This window comes from Chitinophaga sp. NPDC101104 (assembly GCF_050277495.1).
Classification (GTDB): domain Bacteria; phylum Bacteroidota; class Bacteroidia; order Chitinophagales; family Chitinophagaceae; genus Chitinophaga.
In genome coordinates this window covers 302,525-328,655 of sequence record NZ_JBNNSF010000003.1, presented here as the reverse complement: position 1 = coordinate 328,655, position 26,131 = coordinate 302,525, and the positions used below count along the sequence as shown (strand labels likewise).

Sequence of the window (26,131 nt, the reverse complement as noted above, 5' to 3'; positions counted from 1 at the left end):
CTGTTTTCTGTTATACAATTTTGGTAATCGCCAATACTGGCAAGGCATTTGAACATTCATCCCGCAAACTTGTTTTCCATTCAAACCACCGTACCATGAGCCCTAACGATCCGCACGAGCATCATCCCGAGCATCACCATCATCCGGCACCGCATTCCCATCCGCCGCAAGACCACACCCACGTCCATCATGACCATCCCCAACCCGCTCCCATGACCGGCCACAGCCAGCACACGGGCCACGAAATGCATGCAGACCATGGCGGGCACGGAGGCCATGATCACCACGCCATGATCGCGGATTTCAAGAAAAGGTTCTATGTGACGCTGGTGCTCACGGTGCCGGTATTGCTGCTGTCGCCCATGATCCAGCACTGGCTCGGCCTCCCATGGCAGTTCCCCGGGTCAGACAAAATACTCTTCGGGCTGTCGACCATCATTTTCGTCTACGGCGGCTGGCCTTTCCTCAAAGGCTGGTTCACTGAAATGAAATCCCGCAATCCGGGCATGATGACGCTGATCGGGTTCGCCATCACCGTGGCTTACGTCTACAGCGCCGCCACCGTGTTCGGGCTGGAAGGCATGGACTTCTTCTGGGAACTCGCTACGCTGATCCTCATCATGCTGCTGGGCCACTGGATCGAGATGACGTCGGTAGCGGGCGCTTCGCGCGAACTGGAAGCCCTCGTCAAACTGATGCCTTCCTCCGCCCACATCATCAAAAACGATACGATCTCCGAAATACCGACCGACCAGCTCCAGAAAGGCGACCTCATTCTCGTGAAACCGGGTGAAAAGATCGCTGCAGACGGCGTCATCACTGAAGGCGAAAGCGCCGTCAACGAATCGATGCTCACGGGAGAATCCAAACCGGCGGAAAAGAACCCGGGCGACAAAGTGATCGCCGGTTCCATCAACGGCAACGGCGCCCTCCGCATCGAAGTCACGCATGGCAGCAAGGAATCGTACCTGCAACAGGTGATCCAATTGGTCAACGAAGCGCAGCAAGACAAATCGCGCACACAGCTGCTGGCCGACAAAGCCGCGCGCTGGCTTACCGCCATCGCCATCGTGGCGGGGCTCGCTACGTTTTTCGCGTGGTACCTCACGGGAAGCACGCTGGCCTTCGCCATGGAACGGATGGTGACGGTGATCGTGATCTGTTGTCCGCATGCGCTGGGGCTCGCCATTCCGCTGGTGGTAGCCAAATCCACCGCACTGGCAGCGCGCAACGGGCTGCTTATCCGCAACCGTACCGCTTTCGAAAATGCGCGCAAGATCACCACGCTGGTTTTCGATAAAACGGGAACGCTCACGGTTGGCCAATTCGCCGTGACCCGGTTCGAAGCATTGACAGGCGATGTCACGAAAGCAGAAGTGCTCCGCCTCGCGTATGCGCTCGAGCAAAGTTCCGAGCATCCCATTGCCACGGGGATCGTGGCGAAAGCGAAAGAGCTGGGCATCAGCGCCGAACAGGCCGGCAAGATCACGGCTATCACCGGCAAAGGGATCACGGCGGAGCTGAACGGCGCCACGATTTCGGTGGTAAGCCCCAACGCGCTGCAAAACCCTCCTGAAAAAATCCGCGCCGGCGAAACGCTGGTGTACGTGCTTCGCAATGAAACGCCCATCGGTTTCATCGCGCTTTCCGACCAGGTCCGTCCTGAATCTGCAGCCGCCATCCGCACGCTGCACGAGCAAAACATAAAAACGGTATTGCTCACCGGCGATAATAGAGTGGTGGCGGAAGACGTGGCGCGCACCCTCGGCATGGACCAGTTCTTCGCCGAAGTACTGCCGCACGAAAAACTGGAAAAGATCGCGCAGCTCCAGCGGTCCGGCGAGTTCGTTGCCATGACGGGAGACGGCGTGAACGACGCGCCCGCTCTCGCCAAGGCGGACGTAGGCATCGCCGTGGGCTCCGGCAGCGATGTGGCCGCCGAAACGGCAGACATCATTCTCGTGAACAGCAACCCGAAAGACGTGGCCAGTCTCGTGCTTTTCGGCAAGGCCACTTACCGGAAAATGGTGCAGAACCTCGCCTGGGCAACGGGTTACAACGTGATCGCAATGCCTCTAGCCGCAGGGGTGCTTTCCGGCGCGGGGATATTGCTCAGTCCCGCCGCGGGCGCGGTGCTCATGAGCATCAGCACCGTGGTGGTAGCCATCAATGCCGGTATGCTGAAGATCAAATCATAACATCGAAATATCATAAAAACAAAAATCCCCCTCGTTGCGAGGGGGATTTTTGTTTATCGGGCGATCTGGTTGATCTCGCGTAGGCCTTGTTTGATTGCGGGTTGTCCAATTACTTGTTATCCGCCACCCACCAGCGGTTCACGGTATTCTCCTTCCCTTCCAGCACCACTTTATAAAACTTCGACGGCAGCTCTTTCACGTTCACCACCGCATGCCCCTGCGCTGCGGGAACTTCCGCCAGCAGCTTGTACTCGTCCGTTCCGCCGGTTTTGTAATTATTGGTGGTGGTCACCCAGATTTTCACATTGCCGCCCGGGTCGGGGTTTATCCATGAAATGTCCAGCACGTCCTGGAAATAGTTCACGTTGGCGCGGGCCACGGAAATCTTGCCCGTCAGCGCCACCCCGTCCGATTCGCGGGCCACGTGCTGCGGCAGCGGCAGCCCCAGGAACCGCGCGATGGTCGGCATAATGTCTACCACACCTGGATACGACGTTCTCGCATATACGTTCGGTTGCCTGATGTTGGACACGATCCACCCGGAACGCTGGCGGAACGACTGCCCGCCGTGATGCTTGCCCGATGGCTCGTCGCGGCCATGATCGGTCGTGATTACGATCATCCATTGTTCCTTGAACTGCTTTTGGCGATATTGCACCGCTTCCCAGATCTTGCCGATCTTTTCGTCCATTTTCTGGATGGCGGAAGAAAATTCCGGGCTGTCGCCGTACATATGGCCCATATCATCGGTATATTCGAGGTACACCCAGCTGAGGTCGGGGGCTTGCTGGCGGATGGATTTCGCCGCTTCTTCGGCCACGTGCGCATCGATCCGCTCCATGTACGCCTTTTTACGGTCGTGCGGGAAACGGACGGTATCCAGCTCGAAGCCGTCGTGCTTGATATCGATCGCGAGGTTACCGGTGGCAGGCAGGCGATCGCCCACGAGCCTGGTACGGTTATCCTCCCAACTGCTGTAAATGGCGGTTTTCTTTTGGGGGAAGTGGGATTTGAACGTCCGGAAGATGGTCCAGTATTGATAGTTGGGCTCCTTGATATCGTTGTCCCACACATTATGCTTGTTCACCCAGGTACCCGTGAGCACGCTGTTGTAGCCTACTGCGGAGATGGTCGGGGTTTGGGAATAGCCGCCTTTTTCGCCGCCGACGAAGGCGCGGAGGTAACTGCCCGACTGGATAATGCGTTTGAAATGAGGGAGTTCGGCACGCTCGAAGACGTCTGCCGGGATGCCGTCCACAATAATGAAAACGGCTTTGCGGGACTGCGCCTGTACCGCAGCGGATAAGAGTAGCGCGAAGGTAATAGTCAGGTATTGTTTCATAGTCGATAAAAATACATTTATTAAATTTAAACCCTAATCTCTACGTGTTATGAAAATGAAATATGCCATCCTTAGTCTTTTCCTCGCCGGCGCGCCGGGCGTGGCCGCCCTGGCACAGAAAGCCACGCTGACGAAGCTCTGGTCTACCGACACCACGCTGAAAGTACCCGAATCGGTATATTTCGACGGTAAACGCAATGTGCTGTATGTCACCAATATCGACGGCGAGCCCTGGGGGGCAGACGGACAGGGGTTCGTATCCAAAGTATCCCCCAAAACCGGGAAGATCGAGCAACTCCGCTGGGTGGAGGGGCTGAACGCCCCCAAAGGCATGGGCGTCCATAAAAACCGCCTGTACGTCGCCGACCTCGACGCCGTCGTGGTCATCGATATCGATAAAGGCGCGATCGAAAAAAGGATCCCCATCGCAGGCGCCACCGGCCTCAACGACGTGACCGTGGCACCCAACGGATACGTGTTCGTCACCGATTCCAAACAGAAAACCGTCCATCTCGTGGTCCCCACGATCTCCGACGCCTACATTTCCAAAGGCCTCAAAGGCCCCAACGGCATCCTGGCCAGCCCCGCAGGGCTCCTCGTGCTCGACGATAATTCCGTAAACCTCGTCCAGGCCGATAAATCCCTCAAGAAAGTAGCCCCCGCTTCTTCCGGCGCAGACGGCATCGAACATGTGAAGGGCGACGAATACATCGTTTCCTGCTGGAAAGGCGATGTGTATTACGTAAATATCAAAGACAACACCGCCGACAAAATCCTCGACACCCAGGCCGAAAAACTCCAGACCGCAGATATCGGGTACGACGCGAGAAAGAAAATCGTATACATCCCCACCTTCTTCGGCAACCACGTCACCGCCTACCAACTCACCATCAACTAATCCATATACTGCCGGAAAGCAAACAAACGCTTTCCGGCAGTTATTTCACCTGCATGAAGTATCTGTACCTGCTCGCACTCCTGATCTCCGTCTACACCGTTAAAGCTCAGTCTTCGCGGCAGGCCTACGTCTTCTCCCACCTTTCCATCCAGAACGGCCTCACCGGCAACCACGTGTCCGCAGTGCTGCAGGATAAAAAAGGGTTCATCTGGATCGCCAGCAACGCACTCCAGCGGTTCGACGGCGAAAACTATATTACCATCACCCAGTTCGACCGGTTGCCCGGTTCCATTTTCTACGACGACATCGCGCTGTACGAAGACCGCCAGGGCCGTATCTGGATCGGCGCGCCGGACAATATCCGGATTTACGATCCCGTTACTTCCCGCATTTCCACCGTTCCCATCGAAGCCGGCCTCACGCCCGGTTCGGAAATCGGGTGTTATGCTTTTTTGCAGGACCATAAAGGACGGCTGTGGATGACGGCCGATGCGGGGCTGCTGCAATACGATGCCGCGCTCCACCGCTTCCGCCGGCCCGCCGAAATCCCCGATAGCATCAGCACCAAAATGCATTCCGGCATCATGGAAGACGCATACGGAAGGCTCTGGATCAGCGGCACCAAAGAAATGTACATGGTGTCCCAGGACCGCCGGCAGATCTTCAGTACTTATAACAATCCGCACCGTTATCCCCTGCTCGATATCCGGACGAGCGTGAAAGAATTGCTGGAAGACAACCGCGGGCGCATCTGGGCCGCTACGCGCGGCACCAACGAATTGCTTTGCTGGCCGCCCGACAGCAGCGGCATGCGGCGATTCCAGTTCCATTATGGCAGTGCTGAGCCCGACCAGGTGTACGAGCTCGCGGAAGACCACCACGGCAATATCTGGGCAGGTATGAAAACCAACGGCCTGTTCCGGTATACCGACGCGCAGGGGAAGTTCTCCCTGCACATCGCGCCCTCGAAATCGCCGCTGGGCCTGCATCTCAACTACGAAACCAATTGCCTGCTTCCCGACCGCGACGGACATCTGTGGGTCGGGACAGACCTGGGCGTCAATATATTAAGCCTTCATAACGAAGGTTTCACCCGCATCGATCCGCCGGCGCCGCAAACTGCCGGCGCGGAAATGACGGGATTGCTGAAAGGGAAGAACGGGGATGTCTACATGGCCTACTGGGGCGCGGGGTTCTCCCATCTGCGGCCCGACCTCACACCCGTGAAACATTATACCCACGGCCCCGGCGGCATCCCGGAAGACAGGAACCTCGTCTGGAGCCTGGCCGAACTGCCGTCGGGGAAAGTGCTCATTGGCCAGGAAAACGGGATGATCTCCGAATACGATCCGCAGGCGCAGCGGTTCAAACATCATCGCCCCCCGCAATTGCACGACCAGACCGTGCTCACGATGTGGCCCGAAAACGATACCACCGTCTGGACCGGCCTCTACAAATTCGGTTTGGCCAAATGGGACCCGCGATCCGGGAAAGTCACCAATTATCCGCAGCTCACGGAATTCATCCGCCGGAATACGGCGATTACGGCCATCGTTCCCGGTGGTGACAGCCTCCTGTGGCTGGGGTCCAGCCGCGGCGGGGTTTTGCGGTTCCGCAAATCTGACGGACAGGTCTCGTCTGCGGTGATGTTCATGCGCGGAACGGATACCGTGCGCAACGTGACGGCGCTGCTGCGGGTCAACGATACGACTTTGCTGGCCGGTACCGATCACGGCGTTTACTTCTATTTTCCCGTTTCCGGGCGATGGGAAACCCTCATGATCAACAACCGCCAGTTCGACGAATGGATCCTGTCCATGGCGCCGGCCGGCAACGACCGGTTCTGGCTCACCACGCCCGCCGGGTTCTACCGGCTGAACAGCCCTACCCGGACGATTTCCACGTTCGAACAAAACAACGACATCATCACCGATCCCCGGAAAGTGCGGCGCTGCATCATCAGCCTGGCAGACGGGCGGCTGCTCGTGGGCGCGTCCGACCATGCCGTGGCGTTCCTTCCCGAAAAACTGGAAGTAAGGCCGCCGCCGCCCGACGTGACGATCGTAGGGTTCCGGGTGCTGAATCAGCCGATCATCGTGGATTCCGCGCTGTTTTTCAACAAGCCGGTGTATTTAAAGCATCATGAAAATTTCCTGGGGATCGATTTCAAATCGCTGCAATACCACGGGGAAAAACTGCAATATTTTTACCAGCTGGAAGGGCTGGACAAGGATTGGGTGCCGGCGGAAAACGTACTGTCTGCCCGTTACACCAAACTGCCGCCGGGCGAATACACTTTCCGGGTGAAGAGCATGAACACGGCCGGGATTTTCTCGCGCAATACCACTTCTTTGGAAATCGTCATCAGGCCGGCGTTCTGGCAAACGGGATGGTTCCGGACCTTGCTGTTCTTGCTGGCTGCCGGTTTGGTGTATGGATATTTCCGGTTCAGGATGTATCTGGTAAAGAAGGAAGCCCGCAGCAGGGCTGCTTTCCGGGAAGAGTTGTCGCAACTGGAAATGAAAGCGCTCCGCGCGCAGATGAACCCGCATTTCATCTTCAACGCCCTCAACTCGATCCAGACGTTCATGCTGAAAAACGAGACAGACACGGCGCTGGCGTACCTCAGCCGCTTCGCGAAGCTCATCCGCAACGTGCTCGATCATTCGCAGCTGAACAATATTTCCATCACGCGGGAAACGGAAATGCTGGAAAACTACCTGGAACTGGAGCGCCTCCGCCTCGACGGGCGCTTCGATTACACGATCACGATCGATCCCGACCTCGAGCCCGACTTCGCCGAAATCCCCGCCATGGTGCTGCAACCTTTCGTCGAAAACGCCATCTGGCACGGGCTCCAGCATAAAAATGAACACGGCCGTCTCCTCATCCGCTTCACCCGGGAAGGCCAGCAGGTGCATTGCGTGATCGAAGACGACGGCATCGGCCGGGAAGCCGCCACGGCACTGAAGCAACACAGCCATCCCGCGCACGTGTCGCGGGGCCTCCAGATAACAAAAGACCGGCTGCAGATTTACAACAGCCGGTACAATATGGATGCGTCTTTCGACATCGATGATCTGAAAAATGAGAACGGACAAGCTGCCGGAACGCGGGTAAACCTCTGGTTCCCGCTCACGGAAGATTAACCCAGCCCGATCTCGAAATGCCGCGTGGGGATTTCAATATCCTGGAACCCTTTCTTCAGCAGCCAGTCGCGGAACACGGTCTGCACTTCGTATTCGCCATGCACGAGGAAGAGCTTCTTTACATCGCGCGGGTTCTGGCAGGCGAGCCACTGGCTCATGTCTTCGTAATCGCCATGCGCGCTCATGGCGCGGATGATGCCTACTTCGGCTTTCACTTCATATCTGTCGCCGTAGATGGAAACTTCCTTGGCGCCGCGCATGAGCCGTCCGCCGAGGGATTGCGGTTCGCAATACCCGACGATCAGGATGGTATTTTTCCACTGCTCGATGTTGTTGGCGATGTGGTGCTTCACACGGCCGGCTTCCGCCATGCCGGATGCGGAAATGATGACGCAGGGCTCCTTGCGGAAGTTGAGCATCTTCGATTCCTCTACCGTTTTAATATAGCGAAGTCCGGGGAAGCTGAACACGTCTTCGTCCACTTCCAGCAGCTTGGCGACTTTTTTATTGAAGCATTCCGGGTGCATGCGCGTTACCTGCGTGGCTTCGAGCGACAGCGGGCTGTCCACGAAAAGGTCTACGGGCGGGAGTTTCCCGGCCAGTTGAGCGCGGTTGAGGGCGTAAAGGATTTCCTGCGTACGGCCGACGCTGAACGCGGGAATGATCAGTTTCCCTTTCTTCATGACACAGGTTTCGTGGATGAAGCGCAACAGCTCTTCGTCTGCCGGCGCGATGTGCGGGTGAAGGGTGCTGCCGTAAGTGGATTCCATGATGATGTAATCTGCCTGCGGGAATGCTTCGGGGGATTTGAGGATGGGATCGCCGTAGCGGCCGATGTCGCCGCTGAAAGTGATATGCTCCGTTTTCCCGCCTTCCTGGATCCGCAAATGCACGCAGGCGCTGCCGATGATGTGGCCGGCGTCGGTGAACATCACTTCCACGTCTTCGTCGATCCTGGACCATTTTCCGTAATCCACGGGCGTAAGTTGGTCAACGGCGCGCTTGGCGTCTTCGACCTTGTACAGCGGCTCGATGTAAGGCTTGCCTTCGCGGGCGTTCTTTTTGTTCACGTATTTGATATCGTCTTCCTGGATTTCCGCGGAATCCAGCAGGAGGATCTCGGTGAGGTCTCTTGTGGCGGGCGTGCAATAAATCTTGCCGCTGTAGCCCATTTTGCTGAGGCGCGGCACGAGGCCGGAGTGGTCGATGTGCGCGTGCGACAATACCATAATATCTATTTCTTCGGGGTTGAACCCGAAGTCGAGGTTGAGCGGGGTGGTTTCGCGCCCCATGCCCTGGTACATGCCGCAGTCGAGTAAGATCTTCAGTCCTTTCTTCAGGGTGATGAGGTGCTTGGACCCCGTCACTGTGCGTGCTGCTCCGTGAAATGCGATTTTCATGATGATGCTTTTTTAAAACTCCACGTAATCCTGAACCGTGCGATCTCCGTTGCGTCTTTGCTTTTGCCCGTCACTTCCACGGTAAGGGCTACGGGTTCGCCGGTTGCTACTGTCTGCGCGATGGCGTCCCGTATTTTGGCGCCTTCGTTGCAGGTGAAATATGTTTTCGATTTTGCCTTTTTGAGGAAGATGCCTTCCATGCCCGTCACCAGCATAGATACTTTTGCGGGCGCGGCATACACGTGCCCCATCGCCAGGATGCCGCTGCTCATTTCCGCGGCCATGGCCAGGCAGGCGAAATAGGTGCTTTGGAAGGGATTCTGCGACAGCCAGCGGTAAGGCACCGATGTGGTGCACGATTCTTCCGACGCCGCGCCCGCGCGCACACCGGAAATCCAGGCGCTGGGGAGCTTGTAAAGGAGGAACAGGGAAAAACCGAACCGGTTGTTGACCCTGTTGAAGAATGTTGCAGCGCTTCGGGTTGTTGCCATACCGAGGGTTTTACAGTTGCCGGACGTATGTATATGTATCCCGCTGGGCGTTCACATCGGGAGCTCCCGCTTCGCGGGGCACCGGCAGGTTGCGGGCGTCGGCCCCCAATATTACGGCATTTGTGTTATCCGTCAGCTGCAATTGGATAATATCTTTCAGCTGCCGGCGGTACACGGGGTCGTATATCGGGAAGCATACTTCGATCCGGCGGTGCAGGTTGCGGTTCATCCAGTCCGCCGATCCCAGGTACACCCGTTCGTTGCCGCCGTTATGGAAAATGAAGACCCGCGCATGTTCCAGGAACCGGTCCACGATCCTGCGCACCCGGATGCCTTCGCGGGGCACCAGGCAGCAAATGCTCCTGACGATCAGGTCGATCTCCACACCCGCGTCTGCCGCGGCATACAGCTCGGCGATCATGCTTTTTTCCTGCAGGTTGTTCAGCTTGATCGTGATGCGCGCGGGCTTCCCGGCCCTCGCCGCTTCCGCTTCGGCGCGGATCAGGGAGGTAAACTGGTCTACCAGGTTGAACTGCGCCACCAGCAAATGTTCGAAATGCATGAAATTGAATTTCCCCGGCACAATACCGGTCTGCATGTAGATGAACAGCAGCTCCAGTTCCTGCGTGATGCCCTGGTGGCGGGTAAACAGGATATGATCGGCATAAAAGCGCGCCGTGCTTTCGTTGAAGTTGCCCGTGGCCAAAAGCGCCGTATGGTCCCAGGAAAAACCGCGCTTGCGCTTCACGAGGGCCACTTTCGCATGGACCTTCAACCCGGGGATACTATATAATATCCTGACGCCCGCGGCTTTCATCCGCTTGGCCCACCGGAGGTTGTTGGCCTCGTCGAACCGGGCTTTCAGTTCCACCATCACCGTTACCTTCTTCCCGTTCTTCGCCGCGCTCATGAGCGCATGCACGATGCGGGAAGTAGACGCCACGCGGTACAGCGTTACGTAAATCTCGCGCACATCGGGGTCGGTGGCGGCCTCGTTGAAATATCTTAAAATGTAGTCGTACGACTGATAGGGGACATGCAGCATTTTATCGCCCGCCTGTATCTGGTCGAGCAGGGGCTTGTCCAGATCGATGGCGTGGCAATGCGCGGGGGGCATTTTCGGATATTCGAGGGACGGATCGGCCGGCAAAGGCAGATCGGAAAGATCGCGGAGATTGTGGTATCGCCCGCCGGGCACCATTTCCAGTGCCGCGATCCGGAAATATTCGCCCAACTGGTCGCGCAGGGCATCCGGCATGGCGGCGTCGAAGAGGAATCTCGTGGGAACGCCCATCTGGCGCTGCACGAGCATGTCTTCCACTTTCTGGAGGAGATGGCCGCTGAATTCATCCACGTCGATCTCCGCATCCCGCGTCACCTTGATGCTGTACGCCGCCTGAATGCCCACATGGGGGAACAGGAATTCCAAATGCTGGCGGATCACGTCATCTATAAATATCACATCGTTGCCGGACAGCCGTAAAAACCGCGGCAGATGGTCTGACGGGATGTTGACGATGCCCGTTCCGCCGTCTTCCAGGCAAACCACGAGGTACAGGGCGTTATTTTCGAGGAACAGGTCCATCGGCTGGCCGAACTGGATGCGCACGGGCTGAAGATAGGCCAGCACCGTGTTGTAGAAGTAATCGCGGATGGAAGGGAGGTGCTCCGGCGCGGGGGATTCCCCGTAATACACCCGGATCCCTTTCTCCCGCAGTTCCGGCAATACCGACTGCGTGAAAATCTTCCCGTATTCGTTCAACTGGCGCGCAATTTCCTGCTGCGCGGCTGCGAGCGCCCCTTTCTCCCCTTCCCGCAAATGGTGCAGCGCGAGGAGCGCCGGCATGCGGACGCGGAAAAACTCGTCGAGGTTCGAAGAGAAAATGGACAGGAACTTCACCCGTTCGTACAAGGGGACAAACGGCTCGCCAGCCATGGAAAGCACGCGGTAATTGAAATACAGCCAGCTCAGGTCGCGGTCGTTCAAGGGTATCGTTTGCTGCTCCAATGCTTAACCTTTTACCGGGAAAAATATAGCCGCCACCGTGAATGCGATCACGGAAGCCACGAGCCCGAACATGAAAGTATTGTACGCCAGGCGCAGCAGGCGGTATTTCCGGCCCAGCACCACGCCCAGGTTGTAAATATCGTGGATCATGTTGCTGTAGAGATAGTCGGTATTCTTGATGATCGTATCCATACCGGCTTCGTACTCCTGGTAAGACATCTGGTGGAAATTCCCGAAAAACAGGAGGTTCGATTTCTTGTTCTTGATATCTTCTTCCGTGAAGCGCCCGCTTGTTACGTTGGGCCGGGTGGCCAGCACGGCGAACACGATCGTGGTGACGCAGGTGGCGAGGAAAAGGACGGCGGGGAAGATGAAGTTGGGATAATCTTCCAGCTTGCGCAGGAGCACAGACAGCAATACCGAAATGATGATGGAGTTTACCGAGATCATGATGTTGGCCTTAGAATCGGCCATGGAGCTCAGGCGGATGTGATTGGTGCCCGTGGTCCGGAACATCGTTTCCACGCCGGGTTTCTTCTTTTCGTCCTTTTCCTTGTCTTTATCTTTCTCCGCTTTCTTCTTGTCCGGTGCGATGCCGATGCTTTCTTCCATGGCTTCCCGTTGTTTTTCTTCCAGCTTTATTTTCAGCTTTTCGATATTATCTTCTTTCTGCGGATTGAGGAGCGTTCTGGCGTATGCGGTGTGGTACTGGTGGGATTCGAGGAACTGGATGCTGGTGCGCGTCCATTCGGCGCTGCTGATTTTTTTGCCGGCGGCAAGTTCGGCTTCGGTGCGGAGGAGTTTGTTCCTTTTGGAGAATTCCTTGCTGCCGAGATGGAAAAGGTCGGCGTCGCACACGATCTGCTCCAGCAGGTTTTTCGGCTGCTGGGGGATTTTGGTGGCGAGCACGCAATCTGCCGCCGCGCGGCCCGTGGCTTCGGGGAGGCCCTGTTCCTGCGCGAAAGCGATCACCGCATCGGCCCCGGCCGATTCGTGGGCTGTGCGCTCCCCTTCCAGGTAACCCATGTCATGGAACCAGGCCGCCAGCATCACGATGAGGTGGTCGGCCTCTGAAAGCCGGTAATAGGCCGCTATCTGGTCGGCCGCCTGCACTACCTGGCTGGTATGCACGAGGTTATGGTATACCAGCACCGGGTCCGGGTGCGATTCGTACTGCCGGGACACATAGGCTTGCGCGGCTGCTATCACTGAACTAATTTCCATCTGGTGGTGTATTTACTATATTCCAAATTACGGCATTTTTTGCGTTAATTTTATCCTACAAAGAATGGCTTATGAAGATGTTAACTTGCCTGTTGCCGGTTATTTTGTTGCTGTCCTGCCAGTCGGCCGGCCAGAACGATGCCCGGAAACAGACTTCCCCCGAAGGCTACCGGCTCGAACAATACGAACGTTTCAGGGTGCGCGAATCGCTCCAGGAGATCTCCGGCCTCGTGTTCCACCGCGATGAAGCGCATTTCATCGCCAATAACGACGAACAGGGCAAGCTCTTCCAGGTAGACCTCCGCGCCACCACCCCCTACCCTTCCTGGAAGTTCGGCAAAAGCGGCGATTACGAAGAGACCGTGTTCACGGGGAAAGACTGGTTCGTCCTCAAAAGCAATGGCAGCATGAACCGGGTAGACGGCATGTTCTCCGACTCCGTTTCCTCCACCATCGCGCATTTCCCCCACAACTGGAAACGCGAGTTCGAAGCGGCGTATTACGACCGTGGCACCGACCGGATCGTCGCCATCTGCAAAAACTGCGAAGCCGATAAAGGACAACGGCAAACGAGCGCCTTCAGCTTCCGGCCCGATTCCATGACCTGGAGCCCCGAGCCCGTGTTCCGCGTTCCGTACGACAGTATCCACGGCCTGAAGGAAGGTCCCGCCAAACACTTCCGTCCCTCCGGCGCCGCTGTGCATCCTATCGAAAACAGGGTATATATCGTGGCTTCCGTCAACGAATTGCTCGTTATTACCGACCTTCAGGGCAACGTCCTCGAAACGCACCGCCTCCCGCGGAAACATTTCTCCCAGCCCGAAGGCATCACCTTCGCGCCGAACGGCGATATGTACATCTCCAACGAAGGCGACGAAGACCATACGGCAGATATTCTCAAATTCAAATACCACCCAAAAAATTGAAATACCTCGCACTCCTATTCCTCGCCTGCTTCTCCTTACGCGCCACAGCGCAGGAAGACAGCGTCCAGCAACGGATCATCCTCATCGGCGACGCCGGCGAGATGCGGAACGGCATCAACCCCGTCGTGGATGCGGTCAGGCGCAACTTCAAGCTCAACGAAGGCAGGCACACCGTGCTTTTTCTCGGAGATAACGTATATCCGCTCGGGTTACCAAGCCCCCTGGCCAAGAATTTTCCCGAAGCCCGCGCCATCCTCGATTACCAGGTGAACCTGGTGCGGGGCACCGGAGCGAAAGGGATCTTCGTCCCCGGCAACCACGACTGGTCCAAACACCGGCCCGACGGATGGCGACAGATCCGCAACCAGCAGCAGTACATCGATTCGCTGAACCTGCCCAACGTGGATTTCCTGCCGAAAGACGGATGCCCCGGCCCGCTGGCCGTTCCTTTGGGAGACGACGTCATGCTCATCGTGATGGACAGCGAATGGTGGCTCTACCCCGGCGCCAAGCCCGGCCTGGAATCTTCCTGCGATCAGAAGACGGAAGACGAAGTACTGGCGGAAATCAAAGACATCGCCGCCGCCAATCCCGGTAAACTGCTCGTGTTCGCGGCACACCACCCGCTGCGCAGCCACGGCATCCATGGCGGATATTATACCATCAAGCAGCATATTTTCCCGCTGACGGACGCCAAACCGTACCTCTACGTGCCCATGCCCGTCATCGGCAGCGTATACCCGCTGGTGCGGGGCGTGTTCGGCACGCGCGAAGACCTGCCGCATCCTTTGTATAAAAGATTGATCCGCGGGATCGAAGGCGCCATTCCGGCCGATGCGCCCACCGTATTCGTGGCGGGCCATGAACATACGCTGCAGCTCATCAACGAAGGCCACCGGTATTTTCTCGTGAGCGGCGCCGGCGCAAAGGATAGTCGCGTGAAACAGGGGCCCGGCTCCCTGTTCGCCAGTAAATATTACGGTTACAGCGTCATCTCGGTGATGAAGAACGGAAAGGTGAAAGTGGATTTCTATAACGAAAACGACGCCACGCCCATCTTCTCCCATTCCCTTTTCGACCTGAACGAATACCGCCGCAAACTGGCGCAGGAAGCCGCGAAGCCCACACCGTCGTCGGTAACGATGGCGGCCGATCCGCGATATGAAAAGGTGAACGGTTTCCACCGTTTCATGCTCGGCGAAAACTACCGCAAAGTCTGGAACACGCCGCTGAACTTCCCCGTGATCGATATCGATACCGTCAAAGGCGGGCTTAAAGTGACCAAGCGCGGCGGCGGCATGCAGACGCGCTCCCTCCGGCTGGAAGACTCTTCGGGCAGGGAATGGGTATTGCGGTCGCTGGTGAAAAACCCCACCTCCGCCGTTCCCGAACCGCTGCGGGAGACCTTCGCGCGGGAGATCGTCCAGGACCAGATTTCGGCATCCAATCCGTACGCGCCGCTCGTAGTGTCTTCACTCGCCGAAAAAGCCGGCGTTCCGCATACCAATCCCGCATTCGTGTATTTACCGGACGACACCGCGCTTGGCATCTTCCGCCAGGATTTCGCCAACGGCGTGTATCTTTTCGAAGAACGCGAGCCCGTTACGGCCGGTAAAACCTACAACACGCTGAAAGTGCTCGAGAAACTGCTCGAAGACAATGATAATTCCGTAGACCAGACGGCTGTGCTCCAGGCGCGCCTGCTCGATTTTTTCATCGGCGACTGGGACCGGCACGACGATCAGTGGCGCTGGTGGGCGGACACCAAAAAGAAGCGGAAAATCTTCAACCCCATCCCCCGCGACCGCGACCAGGCGTTTTTCGTCAACGAAGGCCTCATCCCAAGAATGGCGAGCCGCGCCTGGCTCATGCCCAATATCCAGGGCTTCCGGAAAAACATTCCCAACATCAACGGCCTCAATTTCAACCCGCGCTACTTCGATCGCAACTTCCTGACAGATCTGTCGGAAGAACAATGGTCGAAGCAATCGGCGGAATTCTCGAAGCTGATGACGGATGATGTGATCGAAACAGCCATCCGGCAACTTCCCGATTCCATCCGCCAACTGACCGGGCCCATGATGCTGGAGAGGCTGAAGGCAAGACGGGACATCCTACAGCAGGAAGCCCTCAAATATTACCGCTTCCTCGCAAAAGGCGTTGATGTAACCGGTTCGCAGAAAAACGAACAGTTTATCATCGATCGCCTGGAAGACGGGAAAGTCCGCGTGACATCGCGGAAGATCAGCAAGTCGGGCGATATCGAGCAAAAGCTCTTCGACCGCACTTTCGATCCCAGGCATACCCGCGAGGTGGCGATTTACGGCCTGGGCGGCGAAGACCGCTTCATCTTCACCGGCAACGGCAATCCCCGCATCCGCGTGCGTTTGATCGGCGGGCCCGAAAAAGATACGTATATCGACAGTGTGTCCCGCGGCGGCGGCAAAAAAGCGCTGATTTACGATCTCAGGCAGAAAGGGGATTCCTTCGCCGTGGGCGCCCGTACCGGCATGCGCCTGTCCTCCCACCCCGACGTGATCCGCTATAACCGGATGGCCTTTAAATACAATAAACTCATGCCGCTCGTTACCGGCGGCTTCAACCTCGACGACGGGCTGCTCCTCGGCCTGGGCATGGAATATACCGGTCAGGGATTCCGGAAAGATTCCTTCGCCGTCCGCCACCGGCTTACCGGCATGCACGCCCTGGCCACGGAGGCCTGGCAATTCCGGTACGAAGGCCAGTTCAACGACGTCGTCGGCAAATCCGACCTGCTGCTGCATGGCCTGGCGAGGGCGCCGCATAATACCGTGAACTTTTTCGGGTTCGGCAACGAAACGGAATACGACAAAAATAAATCCGACCCGCCGATCCGGTATTACAGGAGCCGGTTCGATTTCTATTCTGCCGAAGTGATGCTGCGTACCAAGCTCGCGCAAAACATCACCTTCGCCGTGGGGCCTTCCATTACCGCGGCTACGCTGGAGCCGGAGAACAATTACGGCCGCTTCCTCGACGATTTCGACAAAGCCGATTCCGCGCGGCTCTTCGCCAATAAAAGCTACGCCGGCCTGCGCGGCACTTTCAGCATCGACACGCGCGACAATAAGCTCGTGGCCACCCGCGGCCTGCTCTGGAACACGAGCGTGCTCGGCAGCAAGGGCCTTACCGGCGCCAGCAACAACATGCTGCAGGTGCGGTCGGACATGAGCATCTACGCCAGCCTCGGCCTGCCGCCCAACGTGGTGCTCGTAACGCGGCTCGGCGGCGGTTATACCTGGGGCAACCCGGAATTCTTCCAGGCGCTTTCGCTGGGGGGAACAGCCAACCTCCGCGGCTTCCGCAACAACCGGTTCACCGGCCACGGGATGTTCTACAATAACATGGAGCTGCGCATCAAACTGTTCGACTTCACTTCCTACATCCTTCCCGGATCGGTAGGCATGATCGCGTTCAACGATGTGGGCCGCGTCTGGCTGCGGGGTGAAGACTCCGGGCAATGGCACAACGGCTTCGGCGGCGGGCTTTACTTCTCGCCGGTCAACCTCGTGGTGGTAACGGCCGTGCTGGGCCATTCGTCTGAAGGCACGTTGCCTTACGTGACGTTCGGGTTTAAATTCTGATCGTTCTTGTTCGATATGGAAAGAAGGCGCCTCCGGAACGGGGCGCCTTTTTTCATGCCGGTGATGCCATCATACGAATCTTCAATATTCGTTATAACAGGCGCAAACGACAAGGGCTGACCAAAGCGGTCAGCCCTTTTTTCGTATTATGGCAATCGTTAATTGACGTTTTCTGCCGGGGCAGGCGCCGGCAAAGCGCGGCCCATGTTCACGGTGAGCCGGATGGCCTTGAGGCCGCTCACGCCCTGAAGCTCTTCCAGATCGAGCATTTCCACATCGCGGAGCAGCACGTCTTTGTCGATGAGGAAGTCGATGAATTTACGATATTCTTCCGCTTCGCGGGTATACGAATATACGATGGCGATCTTGCCGGGCTGCGTGAGGCGCTCGTTGGTATCTTTGATCCGCACCTTGTCGATCCGCTTCTTCATGATCTCATACCGCATGTTGTACGCCCCTTCCACATCGAACCGCCGTTCGTCTTTCCGGAAACTGATGGCGATGGGGTTGGAATGCGCGAGGATCAACTGCGTGGTTTGCAGCGGCAACGTGAGCGAAGGCGCCAGGTCGTGCGTGAGCCGCGCGATCTTCGCCATCGATGAAAGCTGCCACAGCCGGAGGTTCCGGAGGTACATCATGTCGAATTTGCGCTCCGGCGCTATCGACTGCCCGATGTAAATATTATACTCCACGCCATCTGTCCGGTATTTTTCGAAATAGCAGGGATAGGATTGCTGCAATTCGTCCTTTTCCTTTTCCAGGAAATTATTGATGGCGGCATTGATTTCGCGGAGGCTTTCCTCGTACTCCCGGCGATGATGGTAGATGTGGCCCGTATGCTTGTCGATTTTCGTGAAGTATTCGTTGAGCAAGGGTTTGAGGGCATCCTCACTATCGTACAGGTGCCGGAAGGTGGGAGCGATCTCGTGATCGAGGAATTCGTTGATCTTCACTTCGTCTTCCGCGAACAGCGTATCGTGCATGCCGCTGAGCATCCGGTTGTTCTTGTATTGGAGTTCTTCCAGCAGCGGCAGGTGCAGACTGCCGTTGATGCTTTTGAACGTTTTCTGGATGAGCTGCAGTTGCTCGCGAAGGTCGTCGCGGATGGCCGTTCCCCTTTCCACCGAACTGTTGCGGATATCTACGGCGCCATACAGCGGGTACACATCTTCGAACAGGATGTTACCGATATCTTTCTGTTTCACGCCTTTCGGTGTGTGGAGATATTCCCAGGCCGCATCGGTGAACTTCCATTCCACCGCGGGTTGCAGGGCGGTGAACTGGTCTTTGATCACTTCGTTGATCCGCTCGTTGGCCAGTTCCACGCTGCGGCGGAGCAACATGGAGCCCAGCGCGTAGACGGGCTGCAGGTTGGCGAGGATTTCAAAATCCAGCGGCGTAGATTCGGAAGTGGCCAGCTCGAGCATGCCGAGCAGGTTGTTTTCATGCTGGATCGGGAAGAGGATGAAGCTCTTGATGCCGTGCAGCGGTAAATATTTGAGGAAAGGGTACAGCTCCACCGACTGCCGCGTCACTTCAGGAAGCACCAGCGGCAAGGGGTTGGCCTTGAGGAAGGCCATGAGCTGATCGTTGAGCGACAACCGTTCCTGTTCGCTTCTCGCACTGCTGAAAATGATGCTCTGCGAAATGTACGTTGTTTCGAGGACGCTGCGGTTGTTGACTTTCAGGAACGGAACGAGATGAACGTTCAGGTCTTCCCGGCCCGCCAGTGTTTTGAGGTACTCCCGCGCCTGGGTGTAGGTTTTCAGCTCGTTGTCTTTCCGGATGTTGAGAATAAGGCTCTTCAGGCCGTTCACCACATAATCCCGCGTCACGTCCTGGATCGTCCAGATCACGAACCCTTCCAGCGCAAACGCGTCCAGCGGAACGAGCTGCTGCAGCACGGAAAGGTCTTGCGCCCGGAAGTCGCCCGCGCAGATGGACCCGCAATCCAGCTTCGGCAATTCACCTTTCAGCCTTACGTCCACGAACCGCGGATCGATATTCACTTTTATGTATTGCGTGAGCCCTTCGCCGTTAAAGGAAATGGGATGCACGATGTCTGTGTCGTAATTGATCTGGAGGTTGTACCAGCGTTCCAGGATCAGCTTGTAGAGCCAGGAAAGCTTGTCGCGGCGGATCTTTTCGGGAGACATGCCTTTGGGCATGGCCAGCAGTTCCTTTCCATCTTCCGAAAAAATCTGCTGGAACTTGTCCGAATAATAAAATATGGCGAACCGATACGGCACGCCGATGCCGAAAATATCGCGGGTATCGTCTATGGTGACGGGGAACACGGTGGCGGTCACGAGGTCCAGGTACTCCTGGTATTTGGCAACGTCCACATCGCTGGCGAGGGGCTGGCCCAGTTCGGGATTGCTTTCGAAATGCCTTACGATTTCGGAGAAGAATGCAGCCCTGGCCCCCTTGGCCTTTTGCGCCTTGTCTTTCATGAAGCGCACGAAAGGGACGAAAGAGATATGGCTCTCAATCAGGTGTTCCTCTATCAGCTGATCCCGGTTTGCGGTAAGTATCTTCATAATTTTCTAAACCTTTATGGCTAACAGCGACAGTGCAGGATAACAGAATGTCTGGGGGGAATAGTTGCTAGGGCAAAGTTACGTAAAAATACGAAATCCGGGCATCGGCATCGTCGAAGGTAAGGGGTTGCTGCTTCCGGAAGCGGTGCATATAGCCGCAAAGCCCGAAATCGCCCATGCAGCAGATCGTATGGAAAACGTACATCCCCAGGAAAAAGGCCCGCCAATCCGGCGCCAGCCAGGCAGCCACGCCCATGGCGGCGGAAAGGACGACAAATGGCCCCAGCGCTATCACGAGGAACTGCCGGTAATTCACGGCAAAATTGTGGGCCACGGCGTAAAACATGAGCTTTTTCCAGACTACGCCGTACCGCACGTCGCGGGCGCCGAACAGTCGGAACAGCAGCCCGTGGATCAGTTCATGGATGGGAATGAGGAGGAAAACGGCCGCTATGCCGAGGGTTAGCCGGCCGGAGAACTGTCCGCGCGTGAGCTCGCCCGCCTCGCGGGAAAGGATATAGGCGGCCACGATCGATATGCCGCCCAACACGGAGGCCGCCATGAGGAGCCAGTAGAAAAGGGAACCCCTGCGCATACCGTCCTTCACCGGCACCAGCAGCTCGCTTATCCGGAAAGCGGCCAGCTCCGTGTAGCCTCGGGCCTGAAGTTCGTCGCGCAGGGGTGATGGCATATTTTTTACAGGGAGATTTCCACCTGGTTCTTCAGCAGGTCGTCGATCGTATCGCGCCGGCGGATGAGGTGGGCCTTCCCGTCTTTCACGAGCACTTCGGCGGGTTTGAGGCGGGAGTTAAAGTTGCTGGACATCTCGAAACCATAGGCGCCGGCGTTGTAAAACACCAGGAAATCGCCCTCGCGCACCTCGGCGATCTTGCGGTCCCAGCCGAAAGTGTCCGTTTCGCAGATATTGCCCACAACGGTATAGATACGCTCCGTGCCTTTCGGGTTGGAGATATTTTTGATGAGATGGAAAGAGTCGTAGAACATGGGGCGGATCAGGTGGTTGAAGCCGCTGTTCACGCCAACGAACACGGTGGCCGTGGTCTGTTTGATCACATTGGCCTTTACGACGAAGTAACCGCACTGGCTCACGAGGAACTTTCCCGGTTCGAACCAGAGCTGCAGGGGCCGTTTGTACGATTTGGCGAACTTGTTGAAAGCCTCGCTCAGCTTGCGTCCGAGCAGATCGATGTCCGTTTCCGGATCGCCCTGCTGGTAAGCCACTTTGAACCCGCTGCCGAGGTCGATGAACTCCAGGTCGGGGAAATGCTCGGTCATTTCGAACATGATCTCCACGCCGCGCAGGAACACGTCTACGTCCTTGATCTCGGAGCCCGTGTGCATGTGGAGGCCTGTCACCTTCAGTTTCGTGCTTTTCACGATCCGCTCGATGTGGCGCATCTGGTGGATCGAGATGCCGAACTTGCTGTCTACGTGCCCGGTCGAGATCTTGAAGTTGCCGCCCGCCATGATGTGCGGGTTCAGCCGGATGCAGATCGGATAGCTGTCGCCGAACTGGTTGCCGAACTGCTCCAGGATGGAAATGTTGTCGATATTGAGGTTCACGCCCAGTTCCTTGGCCGCGATGATCTCGCCGAGGTCCACACAGTTGGGCGTGAAAATGATGTTTTTAGGATCGAAACCGGCTTTCAGCCCCAACTGCACTTCCTGGATGCTCACGGTGTCGAGCCCGCAGCCGATGGAGTTGATGTAACGAAGCACGTTGATGTTCGTCAGCGCCTTGCAGGCGTAGAAAAAGCGCGCATCGGCCTTGCTGAAGGCGGTCTTCAGCTTTTCATACTGGGTTTTGATCTTCTCGGCGTGATAGATATACACCGGGGTGCCGAATTCCTGCGCTGTTTTTACGAGAAAGTCCGCGCTGAGTACGTCGCTTTGTTTAGCCATTGTATCGGGTAAATTGAATGTGCGAAAATAATAAGAAATTAATCTTCCTGCATAAAATCGTCGAGGTCGCGGCGTTCTTTCTTCGTGGGGCGCCCGATTTTGCTCTGCCGTTTGCCGGTATCGAAGCTGGAAGCCACGCGCTTGTTGGGATCCAGGTCTTCTTCCGGGGTAAGGTCGATGTAATATTTGATCGCTTCCGAATACGCCTGGCGGTTGGCGAGCAGGCCCGTCACCTTCACTTTCCATTTGCGCGCATCTCCACGGACCTCGAATTCATCGCCGATATTCACGGCCCTGGCGGCTTTGATGGACACCCCATTCAGTTTCACCCTGCCCGCATCGCACGCTGCGGCGGCGGCCGAGCGGGTTTTGAACACCCTGATCGACCAGAGATATTTGTCTACACGCAGTTTTTCAGCTGTCATCCTGCAAAAATACGAAACGCGCGTTTTCCTTCACAACGCTGTTTGACGTATGCCGGTCGTCCGGAAGCTGCGGCGTTCATCCACCACAATCCTGTCATAACCAGCTATTTATCAACCAACAAACTTATTTATCCGAATGGCGGAGCGGGAGGAAGCCGGCAGTTGTCCGCTGCCTGGCCGCCGTTGCGTCGCACCCTTCCGCTGCAGGACCGCTGGCCGGCATCGCTTCTCCGCAAAAAACCTCCCATTTCAGCCCATCCGGAACAGCCAGGGCTGCAGCCTCCCCCCGGGCGCAACAAATCCCTGGAAACCGGCCCACCGGTCCTTCGCCGGAAAAGGCGCGCAGATGAGACTTAACGTGCAGATTTCTGAACGGTTTTGTATCTTGTAGGCCTCAAAAAGTATCGCCTACATGCAAAAACGGCACCTGCTTTACCCCATAATCATCGGAATTTTCGGAGTGATGATCTGGTTCATCATTTCCCGGGGCCAGCATCTCCCGCATGCTGCCAACTCAACCTCGCCCATCCTGCAGCCGGTGCCTCCGGCCGCGGCGCCTGCGGCTGCGAACGGAAGCCTGGTAACCGACCTGCTGCACCACTTCCAGCATCCGTTGAGCATGCTCCTGCTGCAAATCATCGTCATTCTTTGCGCCACCCGCGCATTCGGGTTCATGGCGCGGAAAATCGGGCAGCCGGCCGTTGTCGGTGAAATCATCGCCGGTATCGTATTAGGGCCTTCCCTGTTCGGGCTCCTGGCGCCAGACGCCATGGCCGCCCTTTTCCCCAAATCTTCGCTGCCGCCGCTGCAGTTCCTCAGCCAGATCGGGCTCGCCTTTTTCATGTTCATCGTGGGCATGGAACTGGATATCCATAAAATCCGCCAGAAAGCGCACGACGCCGTCATGATCAGCCACGCCAGCATCGTGATCCCCTTCTTCCTCGGCGTTTGCCTGGCCTACTTCACGTTCAGCCAGTTCGCGCCGGCCCATGTTGGGTTTCTGAGCTTCGCGCTGTTCATGGGCATTGCCATGAGCGTTACCGCCTTCCCCGTGCTGGCGCGCATCGTGCAGGAGCGCAACCTCACGGGAACGCCGCTGGGCGCCATGGCCATTACCTGCGCTGCGGCAGACGATATCACGGCCTGGTGTATCCTGGCCATCGTGGTAGCCATCGCAAAAGCCGGCGGCATCGCCAGTGCCATGGTCACCATTGCCCTGGCCATCGTTTTCGTATCCGGCATGCTGTACCTCGTGCGCCCCTGGCTCAAACGCCGGATGCGCACGCTGCAGGGCAACAAAACCAAAGTGGCGCTGGGCTTCTTCGTGCTGCTCATCGCCGGTTATATCGCCGAAGTGATCGGCATCCACCTGCTGTTCGGCGCATTCCTCGCCGGGGTGATCATGCCGGCGGAATCCAATATCAAACAGGTGCTGACCGATAAACTGGAAGACGTGAGCCTGGTGATCCTGCTGCCCATCTTCTTCGCTTTTACCGGCCTGCGCACCCAGATCGGGCTGCTGAACGAAGGCGCGCTCTGGGGCGTGTTCGGCGTCATCATGCTCGTGGCCGTTGCCGGCAAATTCGCCGGATCGGCGCTCACCGCCAAGCTCATGGGCCAAAACTGGGAAGAATCCCTCTCCATCGGCGCCCTCATGAACACCCGCGGGCTTATGGAACTGGTGGTGCTCAACATCGGCTACGATCTCGGCATCCTCACGCCGCAGGTCTTCGCGATGCTGGTGCTCATGGCCCTCGCCACCACATTTATGACCGGCCCCCTGCTCGACTATTTCGGATGGTATTTCCACGGCCGCAAAGCCAAAGCCATTTCCTGATAACAAATTGCTACGAAAAAGGCCCCTTCCAACGAGAAGGGGCCTTTTGTATTCCGAAAGGTCACATCAACCTTTGATCCGCAACACCTCGAATTTCCCCTCGCTGATACTGACCACCGCCGTTCCGTTCACCTCCTTCGCCTGGCCGGAAAACGTGCCCTGCACCAGTTCTCCTTCCTGCCCGAATTTCGTGATCTTCACCTGCATCGTTTGGGAAGTATAGGTTTTCCCGTTCAGTTGCATGGTCAATACACTTTCTTCGTAAGTACCCGCAGCTTCGGCTTCGACGCGCAGAGAAAGTTGCTGGTTGCCGGCAACCATGGTGCACAGGATTTCGTGGCTATGCACGTCGTACATGCCGAGCGCCACGAATGTCTCCCCGGCCTTTCCGCCGATCTGCACCGTCTGCTGGTTGTACCCCCCGCCATTGATTTTGAATTGCGCCGGCTGCAGCTGGTCTTTCGCACAAACTTTTACATCCCCCAATTCCTTCCCGGAATCGTCTGCAGGGATGGCTATGGTCTGTTCCGAACTGCCGCCTACCATGTCGAACGCTTTGAGCACGATCGTTTTGCCTTTGGGACCGAAGATCAGGAAGCGCGACTGGTCGTCTGTATACGCGCTGCCGAGGTGCTCACCGTTGAGGTACATGCTCACGAACCCGACCCATGGCTTGCCTTCGCAGTTCGTAATGCGGCCGGTAAGCTGCGGCCCGCAAGGGAAAGAGATGTTTTGGGTAACGGAACCGCCTGCTGCCATCGCGGCGATTTCTTTCGTGGTCCCTCTCCCGTTGTTGAGTTTGGGGTCCAGCTTCATGGTGGTGGGCATGCCTGCGGGCACGCGGGCTTTGAATTTGCCGTCTTTATCGGTCTGCACGGTTATCTGCCCGATCGTAACGTTGGCGCCGGGCACTTTCGGGGAACCCGATTGGCAGGGGTCGGCTACAAATCCTTCCACCATGGCCGAAATTTTAGGATCGTCTACGTTCCAGGTGGAAAAATGGCCGACCGTGCCCACGTAACGGTTGCCTTGCCGGGTGGCGCTTCCTTCTTCTTTCCAGACGCCGGATGCCTCGTCGAAGTGCCAAAGCGGAATGGTAGCGGGGGCCGTTGCCTGTTGAAAAGCCGGTATGGGGAAGGAAAGCAAGGATGTTTTCCCGGATTTGAGTTGCAGCTTTTCACCGGCCGTTGTCGCCATGTCTACGTCGATCATACCGTAGGAATAAAGCACCACGGCCGATTTGTCCGTCCGTTCGGCGGCCAGGTCCCCGCCGGGGATTCTAACGCTGAATTGAGGATCGGCGGGGTCGAGGTGCGTTATGGCCAGGTCTACGGTTCCGGTGTATGCGCTGCCGTCCGATTTAACGATCGCGCCGGCAGGTATCTGAACGGATGCGCCGCCGGTCAGGGTGAGGGTACCTCCGGCCGCGGCGTTGAGCGTGTGGGTGGTGGTCCTGTTTTGCAGGGTGATCCTTACGCCGGCGCTGTTGCCGCCGGTGGCGGTGAGGTGGCGCGTCTGGCTGTGGTAGCCGTTTTTGGAGCAATACACGATCAGCGCGTTACCGACCGGTTTTACACCACCCAGCCTGAAATTTCCGGTTGCATTCGTAGTGGTTTGCAGGTCATCCGATTTGATCGCGGCACCGGCAACGGGCACACCGTTTTCGTCAACGACCGTTCCATTCAATTCAATGATGGCACCGTTGTTACCGTCGGGGCCTCCGCCGGATTCGTTGCTTTTCTTGCATGCGGAAAAAAGCGCGGCACAAAACAGCGCCGCGAAGAGCATTCGGCGCTTTGGTTGTAACATGTTGGGATTGATGAGCATTTTACTGATGATGAAGGGTAAAAAATGAAGGGTAAAAGCGCGAAAAAACTAAACAGGGGCGACAAAAGACCTTCATCCACCGTCAACTGCCATTTTCCTCCATCCAACGATCCTATCAACCCGTTGAAATGAAGGCAAAATCTATCTTGCCTCCATTTTACCATCCGCCAATACCGTTTCAGACCTGCAAAATCATGGATAAACTGCCATTTCCGGCCGATCGGATGACTGCTAACCATATCCAGCATTGGACTGCCCCCTACCTGCGGCCCATACGGCTGCACTGTATTGCAATTGCCCCGTCAAAGCACCTCCACTTA

The 26,131-nt window shown here is 56.9% G+C and carries 16 protein-coding genes; 6 read left to right on the top strand and 10 right to left on the bottom strand.

The annotated features are described in order from the left end of the window. Nucleotides 1-95: 95 nt before the first annotated feature. A complete protein-coding gene (locus tag ACQKLP_RS23150; protein ID WP_427325350.1) occupies nucleotides 96-2,198 on the top strand; it encodes a copper-translocating P-type ATPase in 2,103 nt (700 codons plus the stop codon). 109 nt (nucleotides 2,199-2,307) lie between these two features. Here ACQKLP_RS23150 and ACQKLP_RS23145 read toward each other — a convergent pair whose 3' ends face one another. Next, complete coding sequence (locus tag ACQKLP_RS23145; protein WP_427325349.1) at nucleotides 2,308-3,540, bottom strand: alkaline phosphatase family protein; 1,233 nt, start codon at nucleotides 3,538-3,540, stop codon at nucleotides 2,308-2,310. A gap of 49 nt (nucleotides 3,541-3,589) precedes the next feature. On the opposite strand from ACQKLP_RS23145, the gene ACQKLP_RS23140 reads away from it, so the two are divergent. Beyond that, on the top strand, nucleotides 3,590-4,438 hold the full coding sequence (locus tag ACQKLP_RS23140; protein ID WP_427325348.1) for an SMP-30/gluconolactonase/LRE family protein: 849 nt from the start codon (nucleotides 3,590-3,592) through the stop codon (nucleotides 4,436-4,438). Between the two features lie 53 nt (nucleotides 4,439-4,491). Then, on the top strand, nucleotides 4,492-7,587 hold the full coding sequence (locus ACQKLP_RS23135) for a ligand-binding sensor domain-containing protein (RefSeq protein WP_427325347.1): 3,096 nt from the start codon (nucleotides 4,492-4,494) through the stop codon (nucleotides 7,585-7,587). Here ACQKLP_RS23135 and ACQKLP_RS23130 read toward each other — a convergent pair. From ACQKLP_RS23130 to ACQKLP_RS23115, 4 genes are read right to left on the bottom strand one after another with little or no spacing between them, the layout of a single operon-like run. Next, nucleotides 7,584-8,987 carry an MBL fold metallo-hydrolase RNA specificity domain-containing protein gene (locus tag ACQKLP_RS23130; RefSeq protein WP_427325346.1) on the bottom strand — a complete coding sequence of 468 codons (1,404 nt, stop codon included), beginning with the start codon at nucleotides 8,985-8,987 and terminating at the stop codon, nucleotides 7,584-7,586. The two genes, ACQKLP_RS23135 and ACQKLP_RS23130, sit on opposite strands and share 4 nt — an antisense overlap. After that, nucleotides 8,984-9,478, bottom strand: a complete 495-nt coding sequence (locus ACQKLP_RS23125) for a DUF4442 domain-containing protein (RefSeq protein WP_427325345.1) — start codon at nucleotides 9,476-9,478, stop codon at nucleotides 8,984-8,986. Before ACQKLP_RS23125 ends, ACQKLP_RS23130 begins: the two co-directional genes overlap by 4 nt. A 10-nt stretch (nucleotides 9,479-9,488) precedes the next feature. After that, complete coding sequence (gene ppk1 / locus ACQKLP_RS23120; protein ID WP_427325344.1) at nucleotides 9,489-11,486, bottom strand: polyphosphate kinase 1; 1,998 nt, start codon at nucleotides 11,484-11,486, stop codon at nucleotides 9,489-9,491. A gap of 3 nt (nucleotides 11,487-11,489) precedes the next feature. After that, nucleotides 11,490-12,710: a Pycsar system effector family protein gene (locus tag ACQKLP_RS23115; RefSeq protein WP_427325343.1), complete on the bottom strand. Its 1,221-nt coding sequence runs from the start codon at nucleotides 12,708-12,710 to the stop codon at nucleotides 11,490-11,492. Nucleotides 12,711-12,781: 71 nt separating this feature from the next. On the opposite strand from ACQKLP_RS23115, the gene ACQKLP_RS23110 reads away from it, so the two are divergent. Then, entirely contained in the window at nucleotides 12,782-13,636 is an 855-nt protein-coding gene (locus tag ACQKLP_RS23110) for a hypothetical protein (RefSeq protein ID WP_427325342.1), read from the top strand. After that, the gene (locus ACQKLP_RS23105; protein WP_427325340.1) at nucleotides 13,633-17,259 is read left to right on the top strand and encodes a BamA/TamA family outer membrane protein; all 3,627 of its coding nucleotides are present in this window, start codon (nucleotides 13,633-13,635) and stop codon (nucleotides 17,257-17,259) included. The genes ACQKLP_RS23110 and ACQKLP_RS23105 overlap by 4 nt, the downstream gene beginning before the upstream one ends. A 158-nt stretch (nucleotides 17,260-17,417) precedes the next feature. Here the strand turns inward: ACQKLP_RS23105 and ACQKLP_RS23100 are convergent, their stop codons facing one another. From ACQKLP_RS23100 to ACQKLP_RS23085, 4 genes are all read right to left on the bottom strand, one after another. Then, on the bottom strand, nucleotides 17,418-19,799 hold the full coding sequence (locus ACQKLP_RS23100; protein ID WP_427325339.1) for a hypothetical protein: 2,382 nt from the start codon (nucleotides 19,797-19,799) through the stop codon (nucleotides 17,418-17,420). 67 nt (nucleotides 19,800-19,866) lie between these two features. Next, complete coding sequence (locus tag ACQKLP_RS23095; protein WP_427325338.1) at nucleotides 19,867-20,490, bottom strand: DUF3267 domain-containing protein; 624 nt, start codon at nucleotides 20,488-20,490, stop codon at nucleotides 19,867-19,869. 5 nt (nucleotides 20,491-20,495) lie between these two features. After that, on the bottom strand, nucleotides 20,496-21,722 hold the full coding sequence (lysA, locus tag ACQKLP_RS23090) for a diaminopimelate decarboxylase (protein ID WP_427325336.1): 1,227 nt from the start codon (nucleotides 21,720-21,722) through the stop codon (nucleotides 20,496-20,498). A gap of 38 nt (nucleotides 21,723-21,760) precedes the next feature. Further along, entirely contained in the window at nucleotides 21,761-22,147 is a 387-nt protein-coding gene (locus ACQKLP_RS23085) for an RNA-binding S4 domain-containing protein (protein ID WP_427325335.1), read from the bottom strand. A gap of 463 nt (nucleotides 22,148-22,610) precedes the next feature. Here ACQKLP_RS23085 and ACQKLP_RS23080 point away from each other — a divergent pair, with 463 nt between their 5' ends. Further along, nucleotides 22,611-23,984, top strand: a complete 1,374-nt coding sequence (locus tag ACQKLP_RS23080) for a cation:proton antiporter (protein ID WP_427325334.1) — start codon at nucleotides 22,611-22,613, stop codon at nucleotides 23,982-23,984. A gap of 66 nt (nucleotides 23,985-24,050) precedes the next feature. Here the strand turns inward: ACQKLP_RS23080 and ACQKLP_RS23075 are convergent, their stop codons facing one another. Continuing rightward, nucleotides 24,051-25,793: a carboxypeptidase-like regulatory domain-containing protein gene (locus tag ACQKLP_RS23075; protein WP_427325333.1), complete on the bottom strand. Its 1,743-nt coding sequence runs from the start codon at nucleotides 25,791-25,793 to the stop codon at nucleotides 24,051-24,053. Nucleotides 25,794-26,131 lie beyond the last annotated feature (338 nt).

What these genes read in the sequence shown, in the direction of transcription:
- ACQKLP_RS23150 (WP_427325350.1), top strand. Translation starts at nt 96, where the DNA reads ATGAGCCCTAACGATCCGCACGAGCATCATCCCGAGCATCACCATCAT.
- ACQKLP_RS23145 (WP_427325349.1), bottom strand. Translation starts at nt 3,540, where the DNA reads ATGAAACAATACCTGACTATTACCTTCGCGCTACTCTTATCCGCTGCG.
- ACQKLP_RS23140 (WP_427325348.1), top strand. Translation starts at nt 3,590, where the DNA reads ATGAAAATGAAATATGCCATCCTTAGTCTTTTCCTCGCCGGCGCGCCG.
- ACQKLP_RS23135 (WP_427325347.1), top strand. Translation starts at nt 4,492, where the DNA reads ATGAAGTATCTGTACCTGCTCGCACTCCTGATCTCCGTCTACACCGTT.
- ACQKLP_RS23130 (WP_427325346.1), bottom strand. Translation starts at nt 8,987, where the DNA reads ATGAAAATCGCATTTCACGGAGCAGCACGCACAGTGACGGGGTCCAAG.
- ACQKLP_RS23125 (WP_427325345.1), bottom strand. Translation starts at nt 9,478, where the DNA reads ATGGCAACAACCCGAAGCGCTGCAACATTCTTCAACAGGGTCAACAAC.
- ACQKLP_RS23115 (WP_427325343.1), bottom strand. Translation starts at nt 12,710, where the DNA reads ATGGAAATTAGTTCAGTGATAGCAGCCGCGCAAGCCTATGTGTCCCGG.
- ACQKLP_RS23110 (WP_427325342.1), top strand. Translation starts at nt 12,782, where the DNA reads ATGAAGATGTTAACTTGCCTGTTGCCGGTTATTTTGTTGCTGTCCTGC.
- ACQKLP_RS23100 (WP_427325339.1), bottom strand. Translation starts at nt 19,799, where the DNA reads ATGAAGATACTTACCGCAAACCGGGATCAGCTGATAGAGGAACACCTG.
- ACQKLP_RS23095 (WP_427325338.1), bottom strand. Translation starts at nt 20,490, where the DNA reads ATGCCATCACCCCTGCGCGACGAACTTCAGGCCCGAGGCTACACGGAG.
- lysA (WP_427325336.1), bottom strand. Translation starts at nt 21,722, where the DNA reads ATGGCTAAACAAAGCGACGTACTCAGCGCGGACTTTCTCGTAAAAACA.
- ACQKLP_RS23085 (WP_427325335.1), bottom strand. Translation starts at nt 22,147, where the DNA reads ATGACAGCTGAAAAACTGCGTGTAGACAAATATCTCTGGTCGATCAGG.
- ACQKLP_RS23080 (WP_427325334.1), top strand. Translation starts at nt 22,611, where the DNA reads ATGATCTGGTTCATCATTTCCCGGGGCCAGCATCTCCCGCATGCTGCC.
- ACQKLP_RS23075 (WP_427325333.1), bottom strand. Translation starts at nt 25,793, where the DNA reads ATGTTACAACCAAAGCGCCGAATGCTCTTCGCGGCGCTGTTTTGTGCC.